19 protein-coding genes, 1 pseudogene and 1 riboswitch are annotated in these 18,579 nt (G+C 60.2%); of the genes and pseudogenes, 4 read left to right on the plus strand and 16 right to left on the minus strand.

The genetic code is table 11. The features are described 5' to 3' along the window. Window positions 1-53: 53 nt before the first annotated feature. The 14 genes and pseudogenes from mgtE to C3F36_RS02560 all read right to left on the minus strand — a co-directional run bounded on the left by mgtE (window position 54) and on the right by C3F36_RS02560 (window position 14,586). Window positions 54-1,397: a magnesium transporter gene (gene mgtE, locus C3F36_RS02495; protein WP_103260422.1), complete on the minus strand. Its 1,344-nt coding sequence runs from the start codon at window positions 1,395-1,397 to the stop codon at window positions 54-56. Between the two features lie 123 nt (window positions 1,398-1,520). Next, window positions 1,521-1,690: riboswitch (M-box (ykoK) riboswitch) on the minus strand. Window positions 1,691-1,867: 177 nt separating this feature from the next. Beyond that, on the minus strand, window positions 1,868-3,076 hold the full coding sequence (gene flgL / locus C3F36_RS02500) for a flagellar hook-associated protein FlgL (protein WP_104454392.1): 1,209 nt from the start codon (window positions 3,074-3,076) through the stop codon (window positions 1,868-1,870). Window positions 3,077-3,079: 3 nt separating this feature from the next. After that, a pseudogene (gene flgK, locus C3F36_RS02505) lies at window positions 3,080-5,076 on the minus strand (flagellar hook-associated protein FlgK). A 3-nt stretch (window positions 5,077-5,079) separates the two neighbouring features. Continuing rightward, window positions 5,080-6,180: a flagellar assembly peptidoglycan hydrolase FlgJ gene (flgJ, locus tag C3F36_RS02510; RefSeq protein ID WP_069652528.1), complete on the minus strand. Its 1,101-nt coding sequence runs from the start codon at window positions 6,178-6,180 to the stop codon at window positions 5,080-5,082. Between the two features lie 46 nt (window positions 6,181-6,226). Next, entirely contained in the window at window positions 6,227-7,324 is a 1,098-nt protein-coding gene (locus C3F36_RS02515) for a flagellar basal body P-ring protein FlgI (RefSeq protein ID WP_010675288.1), read from the minus strand. Between the two features lie 60 nt (window positions 7,325-7,384). Further along, window positions 7,385-8,056, minus strand: coding sequence for a flagellar basal body L-ring protein FlgH (gene flgH, locus C3F36_RS02520; protein WP_010675289.1), 672 nt, complete (start codon window positions 8,054-8,056; stop codon window positions 7,385-7,387). Between the two features lie 16 nt (window positions 8,057-8,072). Further along, window positions 8,073-8,861 carry a flagellar basal-body rod protein FlgG gene (gene flgG, locus C3F36_RS02525; protein WP_010675290.1) on the minus strand — a complete coding sequence of 263 codons (789 nt, stop codon included), beginning with the start codon at window positions 8,859-8,861 and terminating at the stop codon, window positions 8,073-8,075. A gap of 14 nt (window positions 8,862-8,875) precedes the next feature. Next, the gene (gene flgF, locus C3F36_RS02530; RefSeq protein ID WP_010675291.1) at window positions 8,876-9,622 is read right to left on the minus strand and encodes a flagellar basal-body rod protein FlgF; all 747 of its coding nucleotides are present in this window, start codon (window positions 9,620-9,622) and stop codon (window positions 8,876-8,878) included. A gap of 146 nt (window positions 9,623-9,768) precedes the next feature. Next, window positions 9,769-11,115: a flagellar hook protein FlgE gene (gene flgE / locus C3F36_RS02535; protein WP_039040233.1), complete on the minus strand. Its 1,347-nt coding sequence runs from the start codon at window positions 11,113-11,115 to the stop codon at window positions 9,769-9,771. A gap of 10 nt (window positions 11,116-11,125) precedes the next feature. Further along, window positions 11,126-11,863: a flagellar hook assembly protein FlgD gene (locus tag C3F36_RS02540; RefSeq protein WP_104454393.1), complete on the minus strand. Its 738-nt coding sequence runs from the start codon at window positions 11,861-11,863 to the stop codon at window positions 11,126-11,128. A 90-nt stretch (window positions 11,864-11,953) separates the two neighbouring features. Further along, window positions 11,954-12,373, minus strand: coding sequence for a flagellar basal body rod protein FlgC (gene flgC / locus C3F36_RS02545; RefSeq protein WP_005329775.1), 420 nt, complete (start codon window positions 12,371-12,373; stop codon window positions 11,954-11,956). Beyond that, the gene (gene flgB, locus C3F36_RS02550) at window positions 12,370-12,771 is read right to left on the minus strand and encodes a flagellar basal body rod protein FlgB (protein WP_010675294.1); all 402 of its coding nucleotides are present in this window, start codon (window positions 12,769-12,771) and stop codon (window positions 12,370-12,372) included. Before flgB ends, flgC begins: the two co-directional genes overlap by 4 nt. A 61-nt stretch (window positions 12,772-12,832) precedes the next feature. Further along, the gene (locus C3F36_RS02555) at window positions 12,833-13,657 is read right to left on the minus strand and encodes a CheR family methyltransferase (protein WP_052815061.1); all 825 of its coding nucleotides are present in this window, start codon (window positions 13,655-13,657) and stop codon (window positions 12,833-12,835) included. A gap of 17 nt (window positions 13,658-13,674) precedes the next feature. Further along, a complete protein-coding gene (locus tag C3F36_RS02560) occupies window positions 13,675-14,586 on the minus strand; it encodes a chemotaxis protein CheV (protein ID WP_010675296.1) in 912 nt (303 codons plus the stop codon). 237 nt (window positions 14,587-14,823) lie between these two features. Between C3F36_RS02560 and flgA the strand changes: the two genes are divergently transcribed. The 3 genes from flgA to C3F36_RS02575 all read left to right on the plus strand — a co-directional run bounded on the left by flgA (window position 14,824) and on the right by C3F36_RS02575 (window position 16,257). Then, the gene (flgA, locus tag C3F36_RS02565) at window positions 14,824-15,429 is read left to right on the plus strand and encodes a flagellar basal body P-ring formation chaperone FlgA (RefSeq protein ID WP_029314756.1); all 606 of its coding nucleotides are present in this window, start codon (window positions 14,824-14,826) and stop codon (window positions 15,427-15,429) included. Window positions 15,430-15,523: 94 nt separating this feature from the next. Further along, entirely contained in the window at window positions 15,524-15,844 is a 321-nt protein-coding gene (flgM, locus tag C3F36_RS02570; RefSeq protein WP_069785264.1) for a flagellar biosynthesis anti-sigma factor FlgM, read from the plus strand. Next, entirely contained in the window at window positions 15,841-16,257 is a 417-nt protein-coding gene (locus C3F36_RS02575) for a flagella synthesis protein FlgN (RefSeq protein WP_052815062.1), read from the plus strand. The genes flgM and C3F36_RS02575 overlap by 4 nt, the downstream gene beginning before the upstream one ends. 43 nt (window positions 16,258-16,300) lie before the next feature. On the opposite strand, the gene yfcE is transcribed toward C3F36_RS02575, so the two are convergent. Both yfcE and C3F36_RS02585 read right to left on the minus strand, forming a co-directional pair. Further along, window positions 16,301-16,864, minus strand: a complete 564-nt coding sequence (yfcE, locus tag C3F36_RS02580) for a phosphodiesterase (RefSeq protein ID WP_223945731.1) — start codon at window positions 16,862-16,864, stop codon at window positions 16,301-16,303. Window positions 16,865-16,880: 16 nt separating this feature from the next. Continuing rightward, window positions 16,881-18,107: an RNA-guided endonuclease InsQ/TnpB family protein gene (locus tag C3F36_RS02585; protein WP_021141234.1), complete on the minus strand. Its 1,227-nt coding sequence runs from the start codon at window positions 18,105-18,107 to the stop codon at window positions 16,881-16,883. Window positions 18,108-18,164: 57 nt separating this feature from the next. On the opposite strand from C3F36_RS02585, the gene tnpA reads away from it, so the two are divergent. Further along, window positions 18,165-18,569, plus strand: coding sequence for an IS200/IS605-like element ISAs26 family transposase (gene tnpA / locus C3F36_RS02590; protein WP_104454394.1), 405 nt, complete (start codon window positions 18,165-18,167; stop codon window positions 18,567-18,569). Window positions 18,570-18,579: the final 10 nt, after the last annotated feature.

An 18,579-nucleotide genomic window follows, 5' to 3' on the forward strand; every position in this document is an offset into this window, starting at 1 on the left:
CCCTCTGTGCAAAAAGGCAGCCGATGGCTGCCTTTTTTGTCTCTTGTCCTTTCCTACTGCAGATCCGGCAGGATCAGCTTGGCTATCTCGAAGTAGATGATGAGGCCGGTACCGTCCACAAGGGTGGCGATGAAGGGGGCGGAGACCACCGCCGGGTCGATGCGAAAGCGACGCAGCACCATGGGGATCACCGAGGCGACGGTGGCGCTCCAGAGCACGATGGCGACAATGGTCAGGGTCACCACCATGCCGATCTCGGGCCCCACTCCCAGGCTCCAGGCCCGCACCCAGGCCGCCAGCGCGATGGCGGCCGAGATGAGCAGACCGGTGGAGATCTCCTTCTTCAGCACGGTGCCGAGGTTTTTCAGGCTCACCTCCCCCACCGCCATGGCGCGCACTATGGTGGTGGTGATCTGGGTACCGCTGTTGCCACCGGTGCCGATGAGGAGCGGGATGAAGAAGGCCAGGGCGATGGCCGCCTCCAGCTGCTCTTCAAAGGCTCGCAGCACGGTGCCTGTGTAGGCTTCCGCCACGAACAGGATCAGCAACCAGCCCACCCGCTTGCGCCACAACTGCCAGGGGGTGGCCTGCAGATAGGGGGTATCCAGCGGCGAGGAGCCCCCTTGCAGCTCCGCATCCTCGGTGGACTCCAGCTCCAGGATGTCGGCGGCATCGTCCACGTGGAAGACCCCCACCAGACGCCCCTGATCTTCCACCGGCAGGAGCGAGAGGTCGCGGTCGATGAGCAGGCGGGCCGCCAGCTCCTGATCCGCCCGGGCGTTGATGCGCACCGCCTCCCCCTCCATCAGCTCCCCTACCGGCAACAGGGGATCGGCGATCAGCAACGACTTGAGGGAGACGCTGCCAAGCAGGCGCTGCTCGCCGTCAACCACATAGAGATGACCGAACAGCCTGGCCTGATCCCAGGCGCCGTGGATCAGCTGCTTGGCGCTTTCAACTGTTGCATCGGCCTCCACTGCCAAGTATTCGTGGCGCATGTTGGCCCCCACCGACTCGTTCGGCCAAGCCAGCAGGGACTGGAAGGCTTTGCGGGTGGGGTCCGGCAGCCGGGCGAGCAGGGTCTTGCGATCGTGCTCGTCGAGCCTGCGCAGGATGGCCAGCAGGTCCCGACGGGCCAGGGTGCCCTGCAGTATCCCCACGATGCTGCCATGCAGCCTGAGCAGCAGATGGCCGGCACACTCCGCCGGGAGGGAGGCGAGCAAGGACGCCCCTTCCGGCATGGAGAGGGTATCGAAGATGCAGTTGAGCTCTTCCGGGCGCAGGGTCAGAAGCTGATCGGCACGGGCCACCGGATCCAGGTTGTGCGCCAGCCAGTTGCGCAGGGCAACCGGGTCGAGCAGTTGATGACGATTGAGCAGGGTGTGTGTTTTCTTCATCACAGATGTCCTCATGTGATTTCAGGCGAACCTGAACGCCTCCGGCACCTGGCCGGATGCAACGGCAAGAAAACAGCAATTTGATTGACGAGTAACAGGCAGGAAATGACGCCGTCCGGCGTGTTTTCATCCCCACGTACCAGCTTTAGCACTGCATAACGTATCCGGCATGCCGGAAGCCACTTGGGTTGACACCTTAATCCGATGAAAACTGTCCTGATCTTGGGCGTCTCTGGACGTCGTGAGATCAGTGGCCTGTGTTTATGCAGGAGCCTCGCCTAACGAGATGCTGCGAACATTGATTGCACGGCGCTACCGTGCGGGCGGCATCATCTGCCCAGGCGCAGGTCGAGTCAAGGCAAACGGGCCCCTGGCAACGGGTTGTTACAAATTGGCCGGACGGCGGGCCCTTCATGAAACGAGGCTCTCCCGTGCGTGGCACGGGGGAGCCTGCGGTCAACGGATGAACGTCAGCGGATATAGTCGAAGAGGGTCAGCTTGCTTATCTTGCTGAAGGCGAGCTGGGAGGCGCTCATGGCAGCATCCTCCTTGGAGAGGGCCGCGATCACCTCGTACATGTCCGCCTCGGACACCTTGGCCCGCGCCTGCTGGTTCAGGGTGCTGAGTCCATCGTTGGAGCTCATCACCTGCTCCAGGCTGTTCATCCTTCCCCCCAGCTCCCCCAGTCCCCGGTCTATCTTGGTTCTGGCGTTATTCATATGGGTCGTCGCATCGGCCACCTCCAGCTGGAAATCGCTCTCGGACAGGGTCGGATCGCGCATGGCGGAGATGAAATCGGACATGCCATTGAGGATGTTGTCGTTTTTCGGGGTATCCAGCACGAAGTTCTGGGTCGCCGATCCCGCAGGGAGGTCGAGGGTGAGCGCCAGGCCGTTGAAGGGGATCTTGTTGCCCGCCACATAGTCGCCGCTTTGCAGCAGGGTGCCACCGCTGTCACGGATCTCGTAGGTGTCCGGCGGCCCGGCCAGGGTGCTGACCGCATACTGGTTGCTCGGCAGGGAAGCATCATAGTTGTTGCGATAGAAACTCTCGAAGTTCCCCTGATCCGCCACCGACACCTGGATGTTGCCACTGGCAGCGCTGGCGGTGCGCCGGGTCGCCACCATCTCGAACAGATCGAAACCGGAGTCGTTGGCCGGGATCTGCACCGTGGGAGAGACCTGGATGTTGCGCTGCCCCGTGTCCCCCTGAAACACATAGTTGCCGCTGGCATCCTTGACGAAGGGCTGGGTCTTGCTCTGATTGCCGCCGAAGATGTACTCCCCCTGGGAGTTCTTGCTGTTCATCAGGTCGAACATCTGCTTTTGCAGCCCCTCCAGTTCGCTCGCGATGGCGTTGCGCTCCTCGGAGCCCATGGCGGAGTTGTTCGCCTTCTGGATCAGGGTCTGGGCACTCAGCATGGCGTTGTTGAGGGAGGTGAGCACCGTCTCCTCGTGGCCCAGGCTGTTCTCCAGCAGGCTGCCGTTGACGCCGTACTGCTTGAAGAGATCGATCTCCTTGGTCAGCGCCATCTTCTGGCTCATGCCGGCCGGGTCCTCCCCGGAGCGGGAGAATTTATCCCCCGTCATCAACTGGTTGTAGGCGGTGTTCTGGCGCTCGCTCACCTTGCTCATGGAGGCAAGGTTGCGGTCATAGATCATGTTGGTGGTGATGCGCATGACTTACCTCACGGAGGAGAGCAGGGTGTCGAAGATGGTCTTGGCGGTGTTCACTATCTGGGCCGAGGCCGCATAGGACTGCTGGAAGCGGATGAGGTTGGCCGCCTCCTCCTCCAGATTGACGCCGGAGACACTCTCGAAGATGGCGGTACTCTGGGTCAGCTTCGCCTCGTTGGCCTGCAGCAGGGTCTTGGCCTGGCTGGTCTTGTTGCCAATGCCGCTCACCAGACCCGAGTAGGCATCGTTGAAGGTCATCTTGTCGTTGCTGGTGGCGGCGTTGTTGTTCTTGCGCACCACCTCCTTGTTCTGCAGCTCCGCCAGCGCCAGGCCGTTGGCGTTGTCCGCAAAGCCGTCCTTGTTGTAGCTGAGCGTGAAGCTGTCGCTGGCCTCCACCTTGCCGGTGATGCTGAACTCATAGCCCGGGCTCTGGGTCGGATCGGCGTAGACCTTGGGCCCCCCCAGGGGGCTCTCGAGGGCGGCCATCAGGTTCTTTCCCTTGCTGGAGGCGGGGGCCACACCGAGCAGGTTGTTGTTCTTGTCATAGACCTCATAGTTGCCGCTGCCGTCGATCTTGATGACCTGGGGGGCACTCGGGTCCAGAGTGTTGGTGCCAAAACCCGAGCCCGTGCCGGTGTTGTAGACACCGCCCAGCGTTATCTCGCCCGAGCCCAGGTTCTGGGATCCCTTGTCCGCCTTCAGGGGGGATGCCAGCGCGATATCCTCGGGACGGGTGATCGCCTGCTCCAGGTTGGCAGCCGCATTCCGGGTGGGTTGCAACAAGATCTTGTCACCTGCGACCGGAGTGCCGGAGAGATCGATTTCGATGCCGTGCCCCGCCACCTCGAAGGTGGCTGGCGGCGTGGTCCCCGTGGCGAGCGAGGTACGCTGCCCGCTGCCGTCGATGGCGAATACCTCGTAACCGGTGGCGCTGTTGAACCGCACCTCGTAGTCGAAGGTGGTGACCTCGCTCCCCTTGCCGGGGACGAAGCTGACGCTGGCTACCCCGTTACCCTGGTTGCTGGCGTAGGGCAGCCCCTGGCTTCCCTTGAGGGTGAAGAGATCCCCCCAAGCTCGTTGTCGAGATCCATCCCCAGCCGGTTCTGCTGGTTCATGGCATCCCCCAGGGCGACGGCCAGCTGCCCCAGCTCCCGCTTGGCGGGCTCCAGATCCCGGCGCGCGGTGAAGAGGCCACCGATGGCACCGCCAATATCCTTGTCGTTGATGCTGGCCTGGTTCTTGCCCAGGGTCAGCTGCAGGGAAGGCTCACGGGAATCCGGGTCCCCCGGCACCACCTTGAACTGGGCCACGCCGCCATCGAGCACCAGGGAGTGTCCTGTGCTCATGTTGACCAGCATGCTGCCATTGGGCTGGGTCACGGTGCGGATCTCCATCTTCTCGGAGAGCTGGCGAATGGCCTCATCCCGCTGATCGAACAGCATCAGGTTCTCTTCAGGGGAGCCCTGGGTGCGGACGATGGCCTGGTTCAGATCGTTGATGCTGTTCAGCAGGCTGTTCACCCTGTCCGTCTCGTCCCCTATGGTGGCGTTGATGGTATCGGACTGCTTGTCGAGCTGGGCGGAGAGGGTATGGAATCTGTCCACCATGCCGCTCAGTTCACTCAGGGTCGTCTTGCGCCCCCCGATCTCGGACGGTGACTCGTTGGCGGTGTGGAAAGCCTTGAAGTAGGAGGTGATGGTGGTCCCCACGCTGTTGCTGGCATCACCGAGCAGGCTGTCGAGCCGGAACAGTTGATCGTAGCGGGTGTTGGCCGCCTGATAGGCGGACGTATCCCGGCGCACCTCGGCCTGGGCATAGGCGTTGATGATGCGCTCGCTCACCATGTCGCCCGTCCCCAATCCGACGGAATTGGTATAGATCAGGGTGCGTTCACGTACATAGCCCTGGCTATTGACGTTCACTATGTTGTTGCTGGTGGTCTGCAGCAGTCGCTGCTGGGCCAACACACCCGAGGTCCCAATTCCAAGCAGATCGCTTGCCATAGCTTACAGCTCCATCTCTGTGTTCCTGTCTGCAATGTTGCCGGGCGTCGAGTAACCGGCGATGGCATCACTGCGCAACACTTGTTTAAGTTTCCTGGCGTACTGGGGATCGGTGGCATAACCGGCCTGCTGCAACGCCTCGAAGTAACGATCCGGGCTGTCCACCTTGGCCAGCGCCCCCTTGTAGCGACTCCCAGAGGTCAGGAAATCCACGTAGTCGTTGAAGCTCTCTTCGAACGACTCGTAGGAGCGAAACGCCGCCTTCTGGCGCGAGGCCACCCCTTGCTCGTATTCCAGGGTGCTCACCACCGCCTTGGGGCCTTCCCAACGCGGATCGGCCTTGATGCCGAACAGGTTGTGCGTCACGTTTCCGTCTGCATCCTTGATCACCCGCTTGCCCCAGCCACTCTCAAGGGCGGCCTGGGCCACCAGCACCGCCGGGCTCAACCCCAGCTTGTCCGCCGCCTTCTTGGCCAGCGGCATCAGCCTGTCGACGAACTCTTCCGGGCTGTCAAACACCTTGGCGCTGCCATCCAGGGCCGAAGGCCTCTGGCTGCTGCCCATGGGCGGCACGGTGCGGTGGGGGCGTCTTGGCATGGCCAGCGTACGCTCGGCCCCATTCAGCTCACCCTTCATTTCGTTATCAGCAAAATCTTTGCCAACTTTGGAGGCAGCAATCAGATCGTTGGAGGCACTGGGGGGTTGATAGGGCTTGTAGACCCGCTCGGTACGCTGGGGCAACTTGAGTACCCGGCCATCCTGATGGGTGAAGGTCTGCTCGGGTGAGAGCTGCCTGGCCACCATCTCGGCGATGCCCAGCCCCCCCTTGCTCGACATGTCGGCAACCCGCTGCTCGTCCAGCATCCCTTCATAGAACTGGGTGTAGCTGCTGTTCATCGGGTTGCCCTCGGTGAGCACCGAGTTGGCCTGGCGCATCCCCTTGAACAGGGTCTGGGTGAAGATGGATTCGAACTGGCGGGCGGCCGCCATCAGGGCCCCTTGCTTCCCCTCCTTGCTCAGGCTCATCTGGCGCAGTTTGTCCAGGTTCTGGACGTCCTGCACCATGCCAATATTGATACCGCTCTGGGTGTCGAACTCTGCCATAACCTACCTCTTTGCCGCCCGTGGCAACCGCTTGCCGCTCACGAAATTACAGAATGACCAGTTGGCCCTGGATCGCGCCCGCCTGCTGCAGCGCCTCCAGGATCGCCATCAGATCCCCGGGGGCGACCCCCACCTGGTTCACCGCCCGCACCAGGTCGTCCAGGGTCGCGCCGGTATCGAGCTTGAACATCCGACCGGGATCCTGCTGCACGTTGATGGTGGAGTTGTTGGTGACCGCCGTCTGCCCGCCAGCGAGCGGATTGGGTTGGGAGACCTGCTGGTTCTCGGCGATGGTGACCGTCAGCCCACCGTGGCTGATGGCCGCCGGGCGCAGCTTGACCTCGCTGCCGATGACGATGGTCCCGGTGCGCGAATTCACGATGATCTTGGCGGACTCGCTCGCCGGGTCCACTTCCAGGTTCTCGATGGTGGAGAGGTAGGAGACCCGCTGGGCCGGATCCCGCGGCGCGAATACCTTGATGGAGGTAGCGTCCATCGCCTGGGCGGTGTTCGGACCCACCAGATCGTTGACCACGTCCGCCAGACGGCGGGCGGTGGTGAAGTCCGGCCGGTTCAGGTTGAAGGTGATGGTGTCGCCCTGGCTGAAGGAGTTGGGAACCTCCCGCTCCACGGTCGCCCCGTTGGCGATGCGCCCCACTGTGGGCGTGTTCACCACCACCTTGGAGCCGTCCGCCCCTTCGGCCCCGAGGCCACCGACCACCAGGCTGCCCTGGGCCACCGCATAGACGCGGCCATCCAGCCCTTTCAGGAAGGTCTGGAGCAGGGTGCCGCCACGCAGGCTCTTCGCCTCGCCGATGGCGGAGACGGTGACGTCTATGGTCTGGCCCGGCTTGGAGAAGGGGGGCAGATCCGCGTGGATGGCCACCGGTGCCACGTCCTTGATCTTGGGCTTGATGTTGTCAGGCACCTTGATGCCGAAGTTGTTGAGCATGGTCCTGAAGGTCTGCTCGGTGAAGGCGTTGTTCTTCTCCCCCGTGCCGGGCAGGCCCACCACCAGACCGTAACCGATCAGCTGGTTGCTGCGCACCCCTTCCACCGAGGCGAGGTCCTTGATGCGGGATGCGTGCGCCAGCCCGAAGGGCAGCAGGCAGCACAGCAGGGCAAGCAGACGGAATCGGTTCATGACATCTCCTAACAAAACCTTCCTGATCCGGGGCCCGTGAACGCCCCGGACTCTTGAGTCTTAAATGGGCCACCAGGGGCCGTTGAAGAAGCTGGTGAGCCAGCCCTGTTCCTGGGTGTTCGCCAGATCCCCGGTACCGCCGTAATAGATACGCGCATTGGCCACCCGCTGGGAGGAGACGCTGTTTTCCGAGCTCACGTCCTCCGGGCGCACCAGACCGGTGATACGGATATATTCGTTGCCATTGTTGAGCATGATCCACTTCTCGCCGCGCACCAGCAGGTTGCCGTTTGGCAGTACCTTGACCACGCTGACCGAAATGTTGCCCTGCAGGCTGTTGCTCTGATCCGCCTTGGCCTGCCCCTTGAAGGCACTGTTCTGGCCGATGGAGGCCGACAGATCGTAGGGCCCCGCCGTGACCGGCACGCCACCCAGGGTGACGGGGTCGAGCGCCAGCTTGTTGTCCTTGCCGCTCTGGGTGTTGGCCTTTTTCGACGCCGAGGTCGACTCCGCCAACTGGATGGTGATGATGTCACCCACCCGGTGCGCCTTGATGTCCGAGTAGATGCCGTTGACCTGCTCGGGCTGGAAGATGGCGCCGGTCGGGCGCACCGACACCGGCTCCGACTCCCCGTAGACGGGGGCGAAATCCGGGTCATCCGGTTTGGCGGTATTGGGGGTACTGGTGCAACCCGCCAGGGTCAGCAGTCCCAGCATCCATATGGCTTTCATCATGGCACTCCTTTCATCAGGTCCGCTGGGTCAGGAAGGACATCATGGAGTCGACGGCGGAGATGACCTTGGAGTTCATCTCGTAGACCCGCTGAGCTTGGATGAGATTCACCAGCTCCTCGGTCACGTTGACGTTGGAGGTCTCCAGCATCCCCTGCTTGATCACCCCCAGCCCGTCCGCACCGGCAGTCCCCTGAATGGGGGCGCCGCTGGACTGGGTCTCGAGGAAGAGGTTCTCTCCCATGGGCTGCAGGCCGGTGGGGTTGACGAAGTCCGTGGTGTTGATCTGGCCCACCACCTGGGACTGGCCATCCCCCTTGAGCTGGACGGAGACCTGGCCATCCTCCCCCACGGTGACGCTCTGAGCGTTCTCGGGGATCTGGATCTCCGGTTGCAACGGGTAACCGTTGCCCGGGGTGACGATGGTCCCCTCGTCGTTCAGGGTGAACTGGCCGTTGCGGGTATAGGCGGCGCTGCCATCGGGCAGCTGGATTTCGAAGTAGCCGCGGCCGCTGATCATCAGGTCAAGGGAGTTGTCCGTGGTCTGGACGTTGCCCTGACTGTGGTTTTTCTGGGTGGCGACCACCTTGGCCCCCGCCCCCAGCATCAGGCCGGAAGGGAGCTCGGTGTCCGCCGAGGAGCGACCGCCAGGCTGGTTGATGTTCTGATACAGCAGATCCTCGAAGATGGCCCGCGCCTTCTTGTAGCCCACGGTGCTGGCGTTCGCCAGGTTGTTCGAGGTGACCGAGATGTTGGTCTGCTGGGCATCGAGGCCGGTCTTGCTGATCCAGAGTGCAGGATTCATGGGGTGCTCCTTGATTAGCTGATACGCAGCAGCTGGGTTTGTGCCTCGTCGTTCTCCTCGGCGGTCTTCATGATCTTGACCTGAGTTTCAAACTGACGTTGCAAGCGAATAAGGTTGGTCATCTCGTCGACCACGTTGACGTTGCTCCCCTCAAGGGAGCCGGCGATCAGGCCCACATCCGCAGACGCGGCCTCATTCTGGCCATCCTTGCGGCGAAACAGGCCGTCCTGGCCTTTCTCCACCGCATCTGCTGCCGGGTTGACCAGCTTGATACGCTGGAAATCTTCCGGCAGGTTGGCGGCGGCCCCCTCGGGACGGCCGCTGATGGTACCGTCGCGATTGATCTCGATCTTCTCCATGGGCAGGGGCAGCACGATGGGCTGACCGGCATCATCCACCACATTCAGACCGGTGGAGGTCTGCAGATTGCCGGTGGCATTGAGCTGCAGGTTGCCCATGCGGGTATAGGCTTCCGCACCGTTGGGATCCTGCACCGCAATCCAGCCCGGCCCATCGACGGCAACGTCAAGATCCCGACCCGTGGTCATCAGCATGCCGTGCTGCAGGTTCTGGCCCGGCCGCTCGGTCATGGCGAACACCCGCGTGGGCAGCCCTTCGCCAAACGCCTGCATGCTGCGCGCCTGCTCGAAGTCAGACTTGAAGCCAATGGTGTTGGCGTTGGCAAGGTTGTTGCCACGAACAGCCAGGCTGTTCATGTTCTCCTTGGCCCCGGACATGGCGATGTAAAGCAGGTGATCCATGGGATCCTCCGTCAAACAGATGACTCTCACAGCTCAACTGCAAGTTGAATGCCAAGAGAGATGACGAAGACGGAATGAAAGGAGGAAATGAGGCGGGACGGAAATGACAAGGGGCGCCGAAGCGCCCCTGCCAACTACCCGCCGTCTTAGCGGATCTGCAGTATGTTCTGCTGCAGGGAGCTGTTCACTTCCAGGGAACGGGAGTTCGCCTGGAAGTTGCGCTGGGCAGTGATGAGATCGACCAGCTCGGTGGTGAGGTCCACGTTGGACTGCTCCAGCGCCGACGACTTGATGGAGCCGAACGTGCCGGAGTTCGGGGTGCCGGGCAAGGCATCGCCAGAGAGCAGGGACTGGCGCCAGGAGGTGTCGCCGACCTGGGTGAGCCCCTGGGCATTGGCAAACTTCGCCATGGCCACCATGGCCACCTTGACGGTGGTGGCGTTGCTGTAAGTGGCGGAGACTATGCCATCCGCCCCGATCTCCACCTTGGTCAGGCGGCCGACAGTGGAGCCGTCCTGGGTCAGCTTGCTCACTTCAAAGGGGGAGGCGTACTGGGTCACGGTACCAAGCTTGAACTCAATCTCCTGGGTGCCATCGGCGCCATTGGTGATGATACCAGCCCCTGTCGCCCCCAGGGGTTCCGTCTTGATGACCGCCGGGGTGGTGGGTGTGACCATCTTGCCGGAGGCATCGAAGGTGACGCGGGCGCTCAGGGGGGCCTGGCTCAAACCGGTCGCCATGGTGGTGGCCGTACCGCCTACGATGTCGATGGGCTTGTCCCCTTCATAGAGGTACATGCGCCAGGCAGTCGGCACCGCCGCTTGGGTAGGATCGGCCGGATCCGCTTCCTTGGTGAAGTACTGGGTGATGGTGTGTGGCTCGCCCAGGGAGTCATAGACCACCACGGAGGTGGAGGAGGAGTAGGTGGTCGAGTCCGTGGGATCGAATTTGGAGGCATTGACATCCATCAGCGTTTTCGTGCTGGAAGGCAGGTTGAAGCCAGCCTCGACCGTCGTGGTCTGCACCGGCTCACCGGCCTTGTCCGGGATCTGGATGGGCTTGGTGGCATTGATGCTCACCGCCTTGGGGGTGCCATCAGAGTTGATCTCGTACCCCTGCAGATAACCGCCGGAGTTGCTGACCATGTAGCTGCTCTCATTGAGCTTGAAGGCGCCCGCACGGGTGTAGGTGCGATCCAGGTTGGTCAGGCCGTCCGAGGTCACGAAGAAGCCGTTGCCCTGGATGGCGAGATCCAGCGCGTTGTTGGTGAATTGCAGCGCGCCCTGGTGGAACTGCTGGGCCACCGCGCCAGTCGCCACCCCGTTGCCGACCTGGGTCTTGGCGTTGACGAAGATGGAGTTGGCATAGACGTCGGCAAACTCGGCACGGGACTCCTTGAAGCCGGTGGTATTGACGTTGGCAATGTTGTTCGCGGTGACGTTCAGGTCTTTTTGAGCCGCATTGATGCCGCTGAGGGCATTGTTGAATGACATGTCTTTCTCCTTAGATCACTGCGTTAGAGGACGAAGCCGACTGGGTGGTGGTTTTGCCGGTCGTCGCGCCAATTTCCAATACATCGGTCAGGTAGATGCCACCCAGTCCCTTGAGTTTGAGGGTGCTGGGGTTGGTGCTCGTTCCCAGGGTGACGCTCTCCACCTTGGCGTAAGTCAGGGCGGGGACGCTCTCCGACTTGCCGTCGACGGTGGCATGCGCCTCTATCGAATACTTGCCGCTCTTGGCCTGGTTGCCGGACTTGTCCTTGCCATCCCATTCGAAGGCCACGTTCCCCTTGTGGCTCCCTTCGATGGCGAACTCCCTGATGACCTGGCCGCTCTCGTCCTTCACCGTCACCTTGATGTTGCTGCCGCCGTCGCCGGTGGCGATGACCCCCGTGAGGGAGCCTCCCTTCTCCACGTAACCCGTGTTGGACGGGATCAGCACGTTCTGTCCCACCAGCGCGGAGGCCTGCAGCGCCTGGCTGGAGGTCATCAGGCTGTTGAGGCTCTCCATCTGGGAGGAGAGACTGCTGATCCCCTGAGACGTCGACATTGAGGTCATCTGGGAAAGCATCTGGGCGTTGTCCACCGGTTTGAACGGATCCTGATAGGAGAGCTGCATGGTCAGCAGCTTCAGGAAGGACTCCTGATCCAGCTCCTTTTTCTGGGTACTGGTGTTGACCGTACTGGTCTGGGCCGACGTCGTCCGGTTGACGCCCAGCAGGCTGTCATAGGTATCTGCCACTTATGCTCCCCCCTCTAGGGCGTGCCCACTGGGCCGATTGTTGCCGCCTGGCAGGCGATCACGGGTCACTCTCATCCGGGTTCACCTCTGTCAGGACTTGCCCAGACCCAGGGTCTGCTGCAACATTTTCTTGGCCGCATCGGCCACCTGGACGTTGGTCTGGTAGCTGCGCGACGCCGCTATCATGTCCGCCATCTCTTCCACCATGTTGACGTTGGGCTTGAAGATGAAGCCATCCTTGTCCGCCATGGGGTGATTCGGGTTGTACTCCTTGAGCAGGGGCGCATCACTCTCGACGATGCCCTTCACATCCACCCCGACCGAGGCCTGCTTGTCGGACATGGCCTGATCCAGCTGGGCGGCAAAGACTGGCCGCCTGGCGTGGTAAGTTTTTTCCACGCTGGAGCTGACGCTGTCAGCGTTGGCCATGTTGCTCGCCACCGTGTTGAGGCGAACGGACTGCGCGCTCATGGCAGAGCCTGCAATGTCAAAGACCTTGAACAAACTCATCCTTGCTCTCCTTTCAGTGCCTTGAGCAGGCCGCTTATCTTGCTGTTCATGAATTCAAGGGAGGCCTGGTATTCGAGGCTGTTGCGCAGGAACTCGCTGCGCTCCTGCTGCACGTCCACCGTGTTGCCGTCACCGGTATCCGGTTGCAGGGGATTGCGGTACTGGGTCGTGCCCGGGGTATCCATCTGCAAGGCGAAGTGCTTCTCGCTGGTGGTGCTGAGCCCGAACCCTTGCTGGCCCTGGGCATCCTGCAACGCCTGTGAGAAGTCGATGTCACGAGCCTTGAAGCCCGGCGTGTCCGCATTGGCGATGTTGCTGGACAACACCTCGGCACGCTTGGCGCGCACGCTCAGCGTGTACTGATGAACACCGAATGCCTTGTCGAATGAAATTGCCATAGCACACCTCCTGCTTCATGAATATTTAGCAAGAGGTGTGCCAAGAGGGTATTGAGCGGGGTTATTTGACCTTGTAGACGATGCCGGGGTTGCAGCGGATCATCTCGAACTTGTCGGTGAGGCCGGCCAGAGACTCGGAGGCCCCCAGCATCAGGTAGCCGCCAGGATTGAGGCTGCTGGCGAACTGGTTGAGGATCTTGGATTTCACTTCGGGCGCAAAGTAGATGAGCACGTTGCGGCAGAAGATGATGTCAAACTTGCCGAGCAGGCTGTAGCTCTCCAGCAGGTTGAGGGGACGGAAGCTGGTCAATTTTCTGACACGCTCCACCACCCGCATCTTGTTGTCGCCATAGGGTTCGAAAAAGAGTCGCTTGCGCTCGGGGGAAAGCCCGCGAGCCAGTGCAAGGCTATCGTAGATCCCTTCCTTACACTGGTTCAGCATGGTGCTGGATATATCGGTCCCTACTATTTGCACCCCGCCCGGCATGCTACCCGGCCGTTTAACTTGCTGCTCCAGCGCCGTCATGGCGATGGAGTAGGGTTCCTGCCCGGATGAAGAGGCGGCAGACCATATCTTGATGGTGCGACCGCTCTTACCAAGCTCCGGGAAAATCTTGTCACTCAATAACTGGAACGGATAGGTATCGCGAAACCACAAAGTCTCGTTGGTGGTCATGGCATCGATCACTGCCATCTTGAGCTCCCGCTCGCGCACGCTCATCGCCCGGGTGACCAGATCAGACAGACTCTCGATACCAAACTGAGTCATCAAGGGCGACAGGCGGCTCTTGACCAGATACTGTTTGTTGTCACCCAGCACTATGCCGCTCTGTTGCGCCAGAAAATTGCTGAATTGCCTGTATAAGTCGTCCGAAAGTGTCTTCATGCAGTTGTTCTTCTTGATTAGAGAGCGCCTTGTACGGCCTTGGCCAATTCATCCGGCTGGAATTTGGCAATGAAATTGTTCGCTCCGACTTTCTGCACCATGGCCTGATTGAACACCCCACTGAGGGAAGTGTGCAGGATAACATGCAAATCCTTGAGGTTGGGATTGTTGCGGATCTCGGCGGTGAAGGTATAACCGTCCATCTCCGGCATCTCGATGTCCGAAATGACCAGGGCTATCTGATCCTTGATGGGACCGTTCTTGGACATCTCCAGCAACATGTTGAGCGCTTCCCGTCCATCCTTGGCCAGCACGCACTGCACCCCGATTGCCTCCAGTGCCCGTTGAACCTGCTTGCGCGCCACCGAAGAGTCGTCTGCAACCAGCACGGGACGCCCGTGAGGATTGCGCTCCACGCTTGCTTCCACCAGTTCGGTGGACACCTCGGTGGAGACCGGTGAGATCTCGTTGAGAATGCGCTCCACGTCCAGGATCTCCACCAGCTCACCATCTACCTCGGTCACCGCCGTCATGTAGTTGATGCGACCGGCCCCTTTGGGTGGCGGCAGGATGGACTCCCAGTTCATGTTGATGATGCGCTCGACCGAGTGGACCAGGAACCCCTGAATGGAGCGGTTGTACTCGGAGATGATGATGAAGCACTTGGAGAGGTCCTGGATGGGGCGCTTGCCCATCGCCATGCTGAGATCGATCACCGAGATGGTCTGGCCACGGATATGTGCCACGCCGCGAATGCAGGAGTTGAGCTTGGGCATGACGGTCAGAGGGGGACACTGCAGCACCTCGCGTACCTTGAATACGTTGATGCCAAATCTTTGACGTCCATTGAGACGAAACAACAGCAGCTCCAGCCTGTTTTGTCCCACTAGCTGGGTTCGCTGGTTGACCGAGTCCAGAATACTCGCCATAAACACTCCCTAAAAATGCTTGGCACTGATCGTGCATGTCATTATGCATGCACATTGGCTTGCATCAGACCATCGTTGTTTCAACAACAGAATAATTCTGGAGCAAGCATAGTTAACTACGGTGGTATACGTGAATAACTTATCGACCGGTAAGCAAAAATGATTAGTAGACTTTTCCTTATCTTACTGCCGTTTTGCAGTCTGTCTCACGCCATGGCGTCCGAGGTCACCGACTATCTGCAAGAACAGGCACAGGCGTTCGTGCTCGACCAGCTCGATATTCCCCTCGATGCACAGGCCGACGTCAAGGCCGGCACCATTGACGAGCGCCTCCCCCTCACGCGCTGCGAAGATGCCCTCACCATTTCCCTCCCCGCCCGGATGGAGATCCGTCGCAACACCACCGTCTACCTCAAGTGCGAGGGAGATAAATCCTGGGATCTCTATCTCCCTGTCCGGGTCAGCATCCAGAAACCCTATGTCACCGTCGCCGTCCCGGTTGCCAAGGGAGACATCCTGAGCGAACCGATGCTGACCTTGGCATACCAGGACCAAACCCTGATCCGTGGCGACTACCTTACCGATCCGACCGCACTCATCGGGGTACGCAGCAAACGTGAGCTCAAACCGGGCCAGCCAATCAGACTGACCCAGGTCTGCGTGGTCTGCAAGGGGGACCAGGTCACCCTGAGTGCTGAAAACAGCAGCATGCAGATCAAAACCATGGCCCGCGCCTTGCAAGATGGCAGCTTCGGAGACATGATCCGGCTTGTCAACACGCGCTCGGGCAGAACGGTGCAAGGCCAGGTCAGTGCAGTGGGCTCCGTGGTCGTGACATTCTGACACAGGAATGCACTGCGCAATTTTTTTCTAAAGTTCTGACCGCCGTCACCGATACACAGGTAAGCGAACAGCAAAGCAGACGAAGGTAAACCTTATGGCTATCAACAATATCAACAATTTGGCTAACAACCGCCTGCAAAACAGCGGCAACAGCCAAGGTGTAGCCACCAAGTCGGCGACCTCCAGCGAGAGCAGCCGTGCGACGACCGTCAAGAGCGACTCTGTCTCCTTGACCAGTGAGGCGCAGCAATTGCAACAGATGCAGAAGACCCTCAACACCGCCTCCACCGGTAACGAGAGCCGCGTCGAGAGCCTGAAGAAGGCCGTGGCCAGTGGGGAGTACAAGGTCAACAGCGAAACCGTGGCCAGAAAGATGTTCAGCTTTGAAGCCGATCTGGATAAACGGTTGGGATGATGGACCTCCCTTCGCTACTGCGCGCTCAGGACGACAACCTCTCCCAGATGCAAGGCTTGCTGGCAGAGGAGTTCGACCTCCTCAAGGCTCACCGGGCCCTTGCCTTGCCGGCACTCGCCGATCGCAAGCAGCAACTGCTGGTGGCCATCGAGACGCTGGACAAGACTCTGGCGGAGCTACCCGACCTGAAGCAACAGCTGAGCGCCTTCCCGACCCAATTGCAGGCCCTTCAAGCCAAGCTGGAAGCCTGCCAGGAGCAGAACAATCTCAACGGACGTCTGCTCGAACTCAGTATTGTCTCCAATCGCCGTCTCGCCAGCTTCCTCAGCAAGCTCAGAGACAGCAGCTCCCTGACCTATGACGCCAAAGGCAATACCCGCTCAGGCACCCGCTCTTTCGGGATCAAGGCCTGATCTCCTCTCCCCCTTCGGGCTTCCTCTCCTTTTGGGCCCCTAGTCAGAGCACCAGCTGCATCAGGGTTTCTCCATACTTGCAGGCATGAATGCTCATGCGGCCCTCGTGATATCGCCCATAACTGGCCACCCACTCGCCCCTTGGAAAACAGATAGACCCCGGGTTCATCAGGATCATCTCTCCTTCCTGACATAGTACAGGCACATGGGTATGACCGCTGATGAACAGGCTCCCTGCAGGCAGGGGCACGTTGCTGGGCTCATAGAGATGACCGTGGCTGACAAACCAACGCCGCCCATCCACCAGTAGCTGGTTGTAGGGCGCCGTGATGGGGAAGTGGAGCAGCATCTGGTCCACCTCCGAATCGCAATTGCCACGCACCGCCATGATGCGGGGGGCCAGCTGGTTGAGCCTTGCCGCCACGGCAGCAGGATCATACCCCGCCGGCACCGGATTGCGCGGCCCGTGATTGAGCAGATCCCCGAGCAGCAGATAGTGATCAGGCTGCCAGGGAGCGAGTTGCGCCAGCACCTGCTCGAGGGCAGTCAGACTGCCGTGCAGATCCGAGATATTGACATCCTCCCCCACCTTAGCGCTTCGCGTCACAGGAGGGGAATTCCCATTACTGGGTGATAGCTGCTCGCGCAGTACCGGGTTCCTGCTTCATCGGGCGGCCTGATTGCACCACGCCTCCACAGGCTAAAACGGCGTGTCCCGCCGCTAAAATATTGCGAGCGCCGTTCACATCGGCGTTCGCCTCATAACCACACGCAGCGCATTTAAACTGGCTTTGCGTCTGGCGGTTATCCTTCGCAGTATGCCCACAACAGGCGCACTGCTGGCTCGTGTAGGCCGGGTTTATCGCCAACACCTGACCGCCTCGCCATGCCTGCTTATATTCGAGCTGGCGGCGCAGCTCAAACCAGCCCTGATCTAATATCGAACGATTCAGCCCTGATTTTGCCCGGACGTTGCGCCCCGGCTGGCTGGTCGTGCCCGCTGCTGATTTTGACATGCTGGCAACCTTCAAATCCTCAATGACGATCATCGCGTGGTTTTTGCTGATAGTCGTTGTGACCTTGTGAAGGTAATCGCGGCGGGTATTGGCGATATGTGAGTGCAGCCGCTGGATCTTGGCTTTTTGTTTCTTCCAGTTGCTGCTGAACTTTACCTTTTTGCTCAACTGGCGTTGGAGCCTTGCCAGCTTGGTCTGATTGGTTTTGAAGCTGTTGACGGGCTCAAACACCGTGCCATCTGACAGGGTTGCGAGCTTGGCGATCCCCGCATCCAGCCCGACCATTGAGCCGGAGGGGTGAATTGGCTCAAGCGTCTCCTGCTCGACCTGAAAGGAGATATACCAGTGCCCGGCTGCTTGGCTGACGGTCGCGTTTTTAATTTTCCCTTCAACTGGCTGGGACTGGCGAAACTTGACCCACGCCAGCCCGGCAGGCAGCTTCACTCGACCCTTTTCAAGGCGGCAATACTTGTCGAAGTTGACGAACCGGATAGCGTCGCGGTTGTCGCTTTTTTTCTTGAATACGGGTGCCTTGGCGGCGAGTTTCTTATCAAAGCAGCGCATCCACGCGCCATGCAAATCCTTGAGCTTCTGCTGGAGGTTGTCGGTATATGCCTCGGCCAGAAAGGCCATTTCTGGGTCTTTCTTCCAACTGGTGAGCATCCTGTTCAGCTCAAAGGCAGAAGGCAGTTTTTCGCCAGCATCCAGAATGCGTTTGGTTTCTGCCAGCCCGTGATTCCAGACATAACGAGCACAACCGCCCAACTGGCGCAGGCGTTGCGCTTGTTGTTCGGTCGGTTCGAGTCGGAATTTGTAGGCTTTCAGAATTTGCATTTGGCGCTCAGTGTGTAGCATTATTGCCATATCTATTAAGCCCGATTGAGTGACAGAATGCAATTCACTAAAATTAATAAATCACGCCATGCGGCCTACGTTTTGCACGTATACTTGGTGTTTATCACCAAGTATCGAAAGCCGATATTGGGGGATCTGCATCACGCTTCCTTCGGTCAGTGTGCGGCAGAGGTTTGCAGAGATTTTGGTGCGGAACTGAAAGAGTGTGACGGAGAGGCTGATCATGTTCACATGCTGATAGAGTACGCGCCAACGGTGCAGCTATCGGTACTGGTGAACTCGTTAAAGGCGGTCACATCAAGGCGACTGCGTAATGAATTTCTGGACTTGAGAGGTGCTTACAGCAAACCCGTACTCTGGTCACGCTCTTACTTTGCGGGCTCTTGCGGCGGAGCACCGTTGGAGGTGATCAAGCAATACATTCAAAACCAGCGGGGCTGACGCCCCGGCG

Source organism: Aeromonas sp. ASNIH2 (assembly GCF_002934795.1).
Lineage (GTDB): Bacteria > Pseudomonadota > Gammaproteobacteria > Enterobacterales > Aeromonadaceae > Aeromonas > Aeromonas caviae.

What these genes read in the sequence shown, in the direction of transcription:
- mgtE (WP_103260422.1), bottom strand. Translation starts at nt 1,397, where the DNA reads ATGAAGAAAACACACACCCTGCTCAATCGTCATCAACTGCTCGACCCG.
- flgL (WP_104454392.1), bottom strand. Translation starts at nt 3,076, where the DNA reads ATGCGCATCACCACCAACATGATCTATGACCGCAACCTTGCCTCCATG.
- flgJ (WP_069652528.1), bottom strand. Translation starts at nt 6,180, where the DNA reads ATGGCAGAGTTCGACACCCAGAGCGGTATCAATATTGGCATGGTGCAG.
- C3F36_RS02515 (WP_010675288.1), bottom strand. Translation starts at nt 7,324, where the DNA reads ATGAACCGATTCCGTCTGCTTGCCCTGCTGTGCTGCCTGCTGCCCTTC.
- flgH (WP_010675289.1), bottom strand. Translation starts at nt 8,056, where the DNA reads ATGAAAGCCATATGGATGCTGGGACTGCTGACCCTGGCGGGTTGCACC.
- flgG (WP_010675290.1), bottom strand. Translation starts at nt 8,861, where the DNA reads ATGAATCCTGCACTCTGGATCAGCAAGACCGGCCTCGATGCCCAGCAG.
- flgF (WP_010675291.1), bottom strand. Translation starts at nt 9,622, where the DNA reads ATGGATCACCTGCTTTACATCGCCATGTCCGGGGCCAAGGAGAACATG.
- flgE (WP_039040233.1), bottom strand. Translation starts at nt 11,115, where the DNA reads ATGTCATTCAACAATGCCCTCAGCGGCATCAATGCGGCTCAAAAAGAC.
- flgC (WP_005329775.1), bottom strand. Translation starts at nt 12,373, where the DNA reads ATGAGTTTGTTCAAGGTCTTTGACATTGCAGGCTCTGCCATGAGCGCG.
- flgB (WP_010675294.1), bottom strand. Translation starts at nt 12,771, where the DNA reads ATGGCAATTTCATTCGACAAGGCATTCGGTGTTCATCAGTACACGCTG.
- C3F36_RS02555 (WP_052815061.1), bottom strand. Translation starts at nt 13,657, where the DNA reads ATGAAGACACTTTCGGACGACTTATACAGGCAATTCAGCAATTTTCTG.
- C3F36_RS02560 (WP_010675296.1), bottom strand. Translation starts at nt 14,586, where the DNA reads ATGGCGAGTATTCTGGACTCGGTCAACCAGCGAACCCAGCTAGTGGGA.
- flgM (WP_069785264.1), top strand. Translation starts at nt 15,524, where the DNA reads ATGGCTATCAACAATATCAACAATTTGGCTAACAACCGCCTGCAAAAC.
- C3F36_RS02575 (WP_052815062.1), top strand. Translation starts at nt 15,841, where the DNA reads ATGATGGACCTCCCTTCGCTACTGCGCGCTCAGGACGACAACCTCTCC.
- C3F36_RS02585 (WP_021141234.1), bottom strand. Translation starts at nt 18,107, where the DNA reads ATGCAAATTCTGAAAGCCTACAAATTCCGACTCGAACCGACCGAACAA.
- tnpA (WP_104454394.1), top strand. Translation starts at nt 18,165, where the DNA reads ATGCAATTCACTAAAATTAATAAATCACGCCATGCGGCCTACGTTTTG.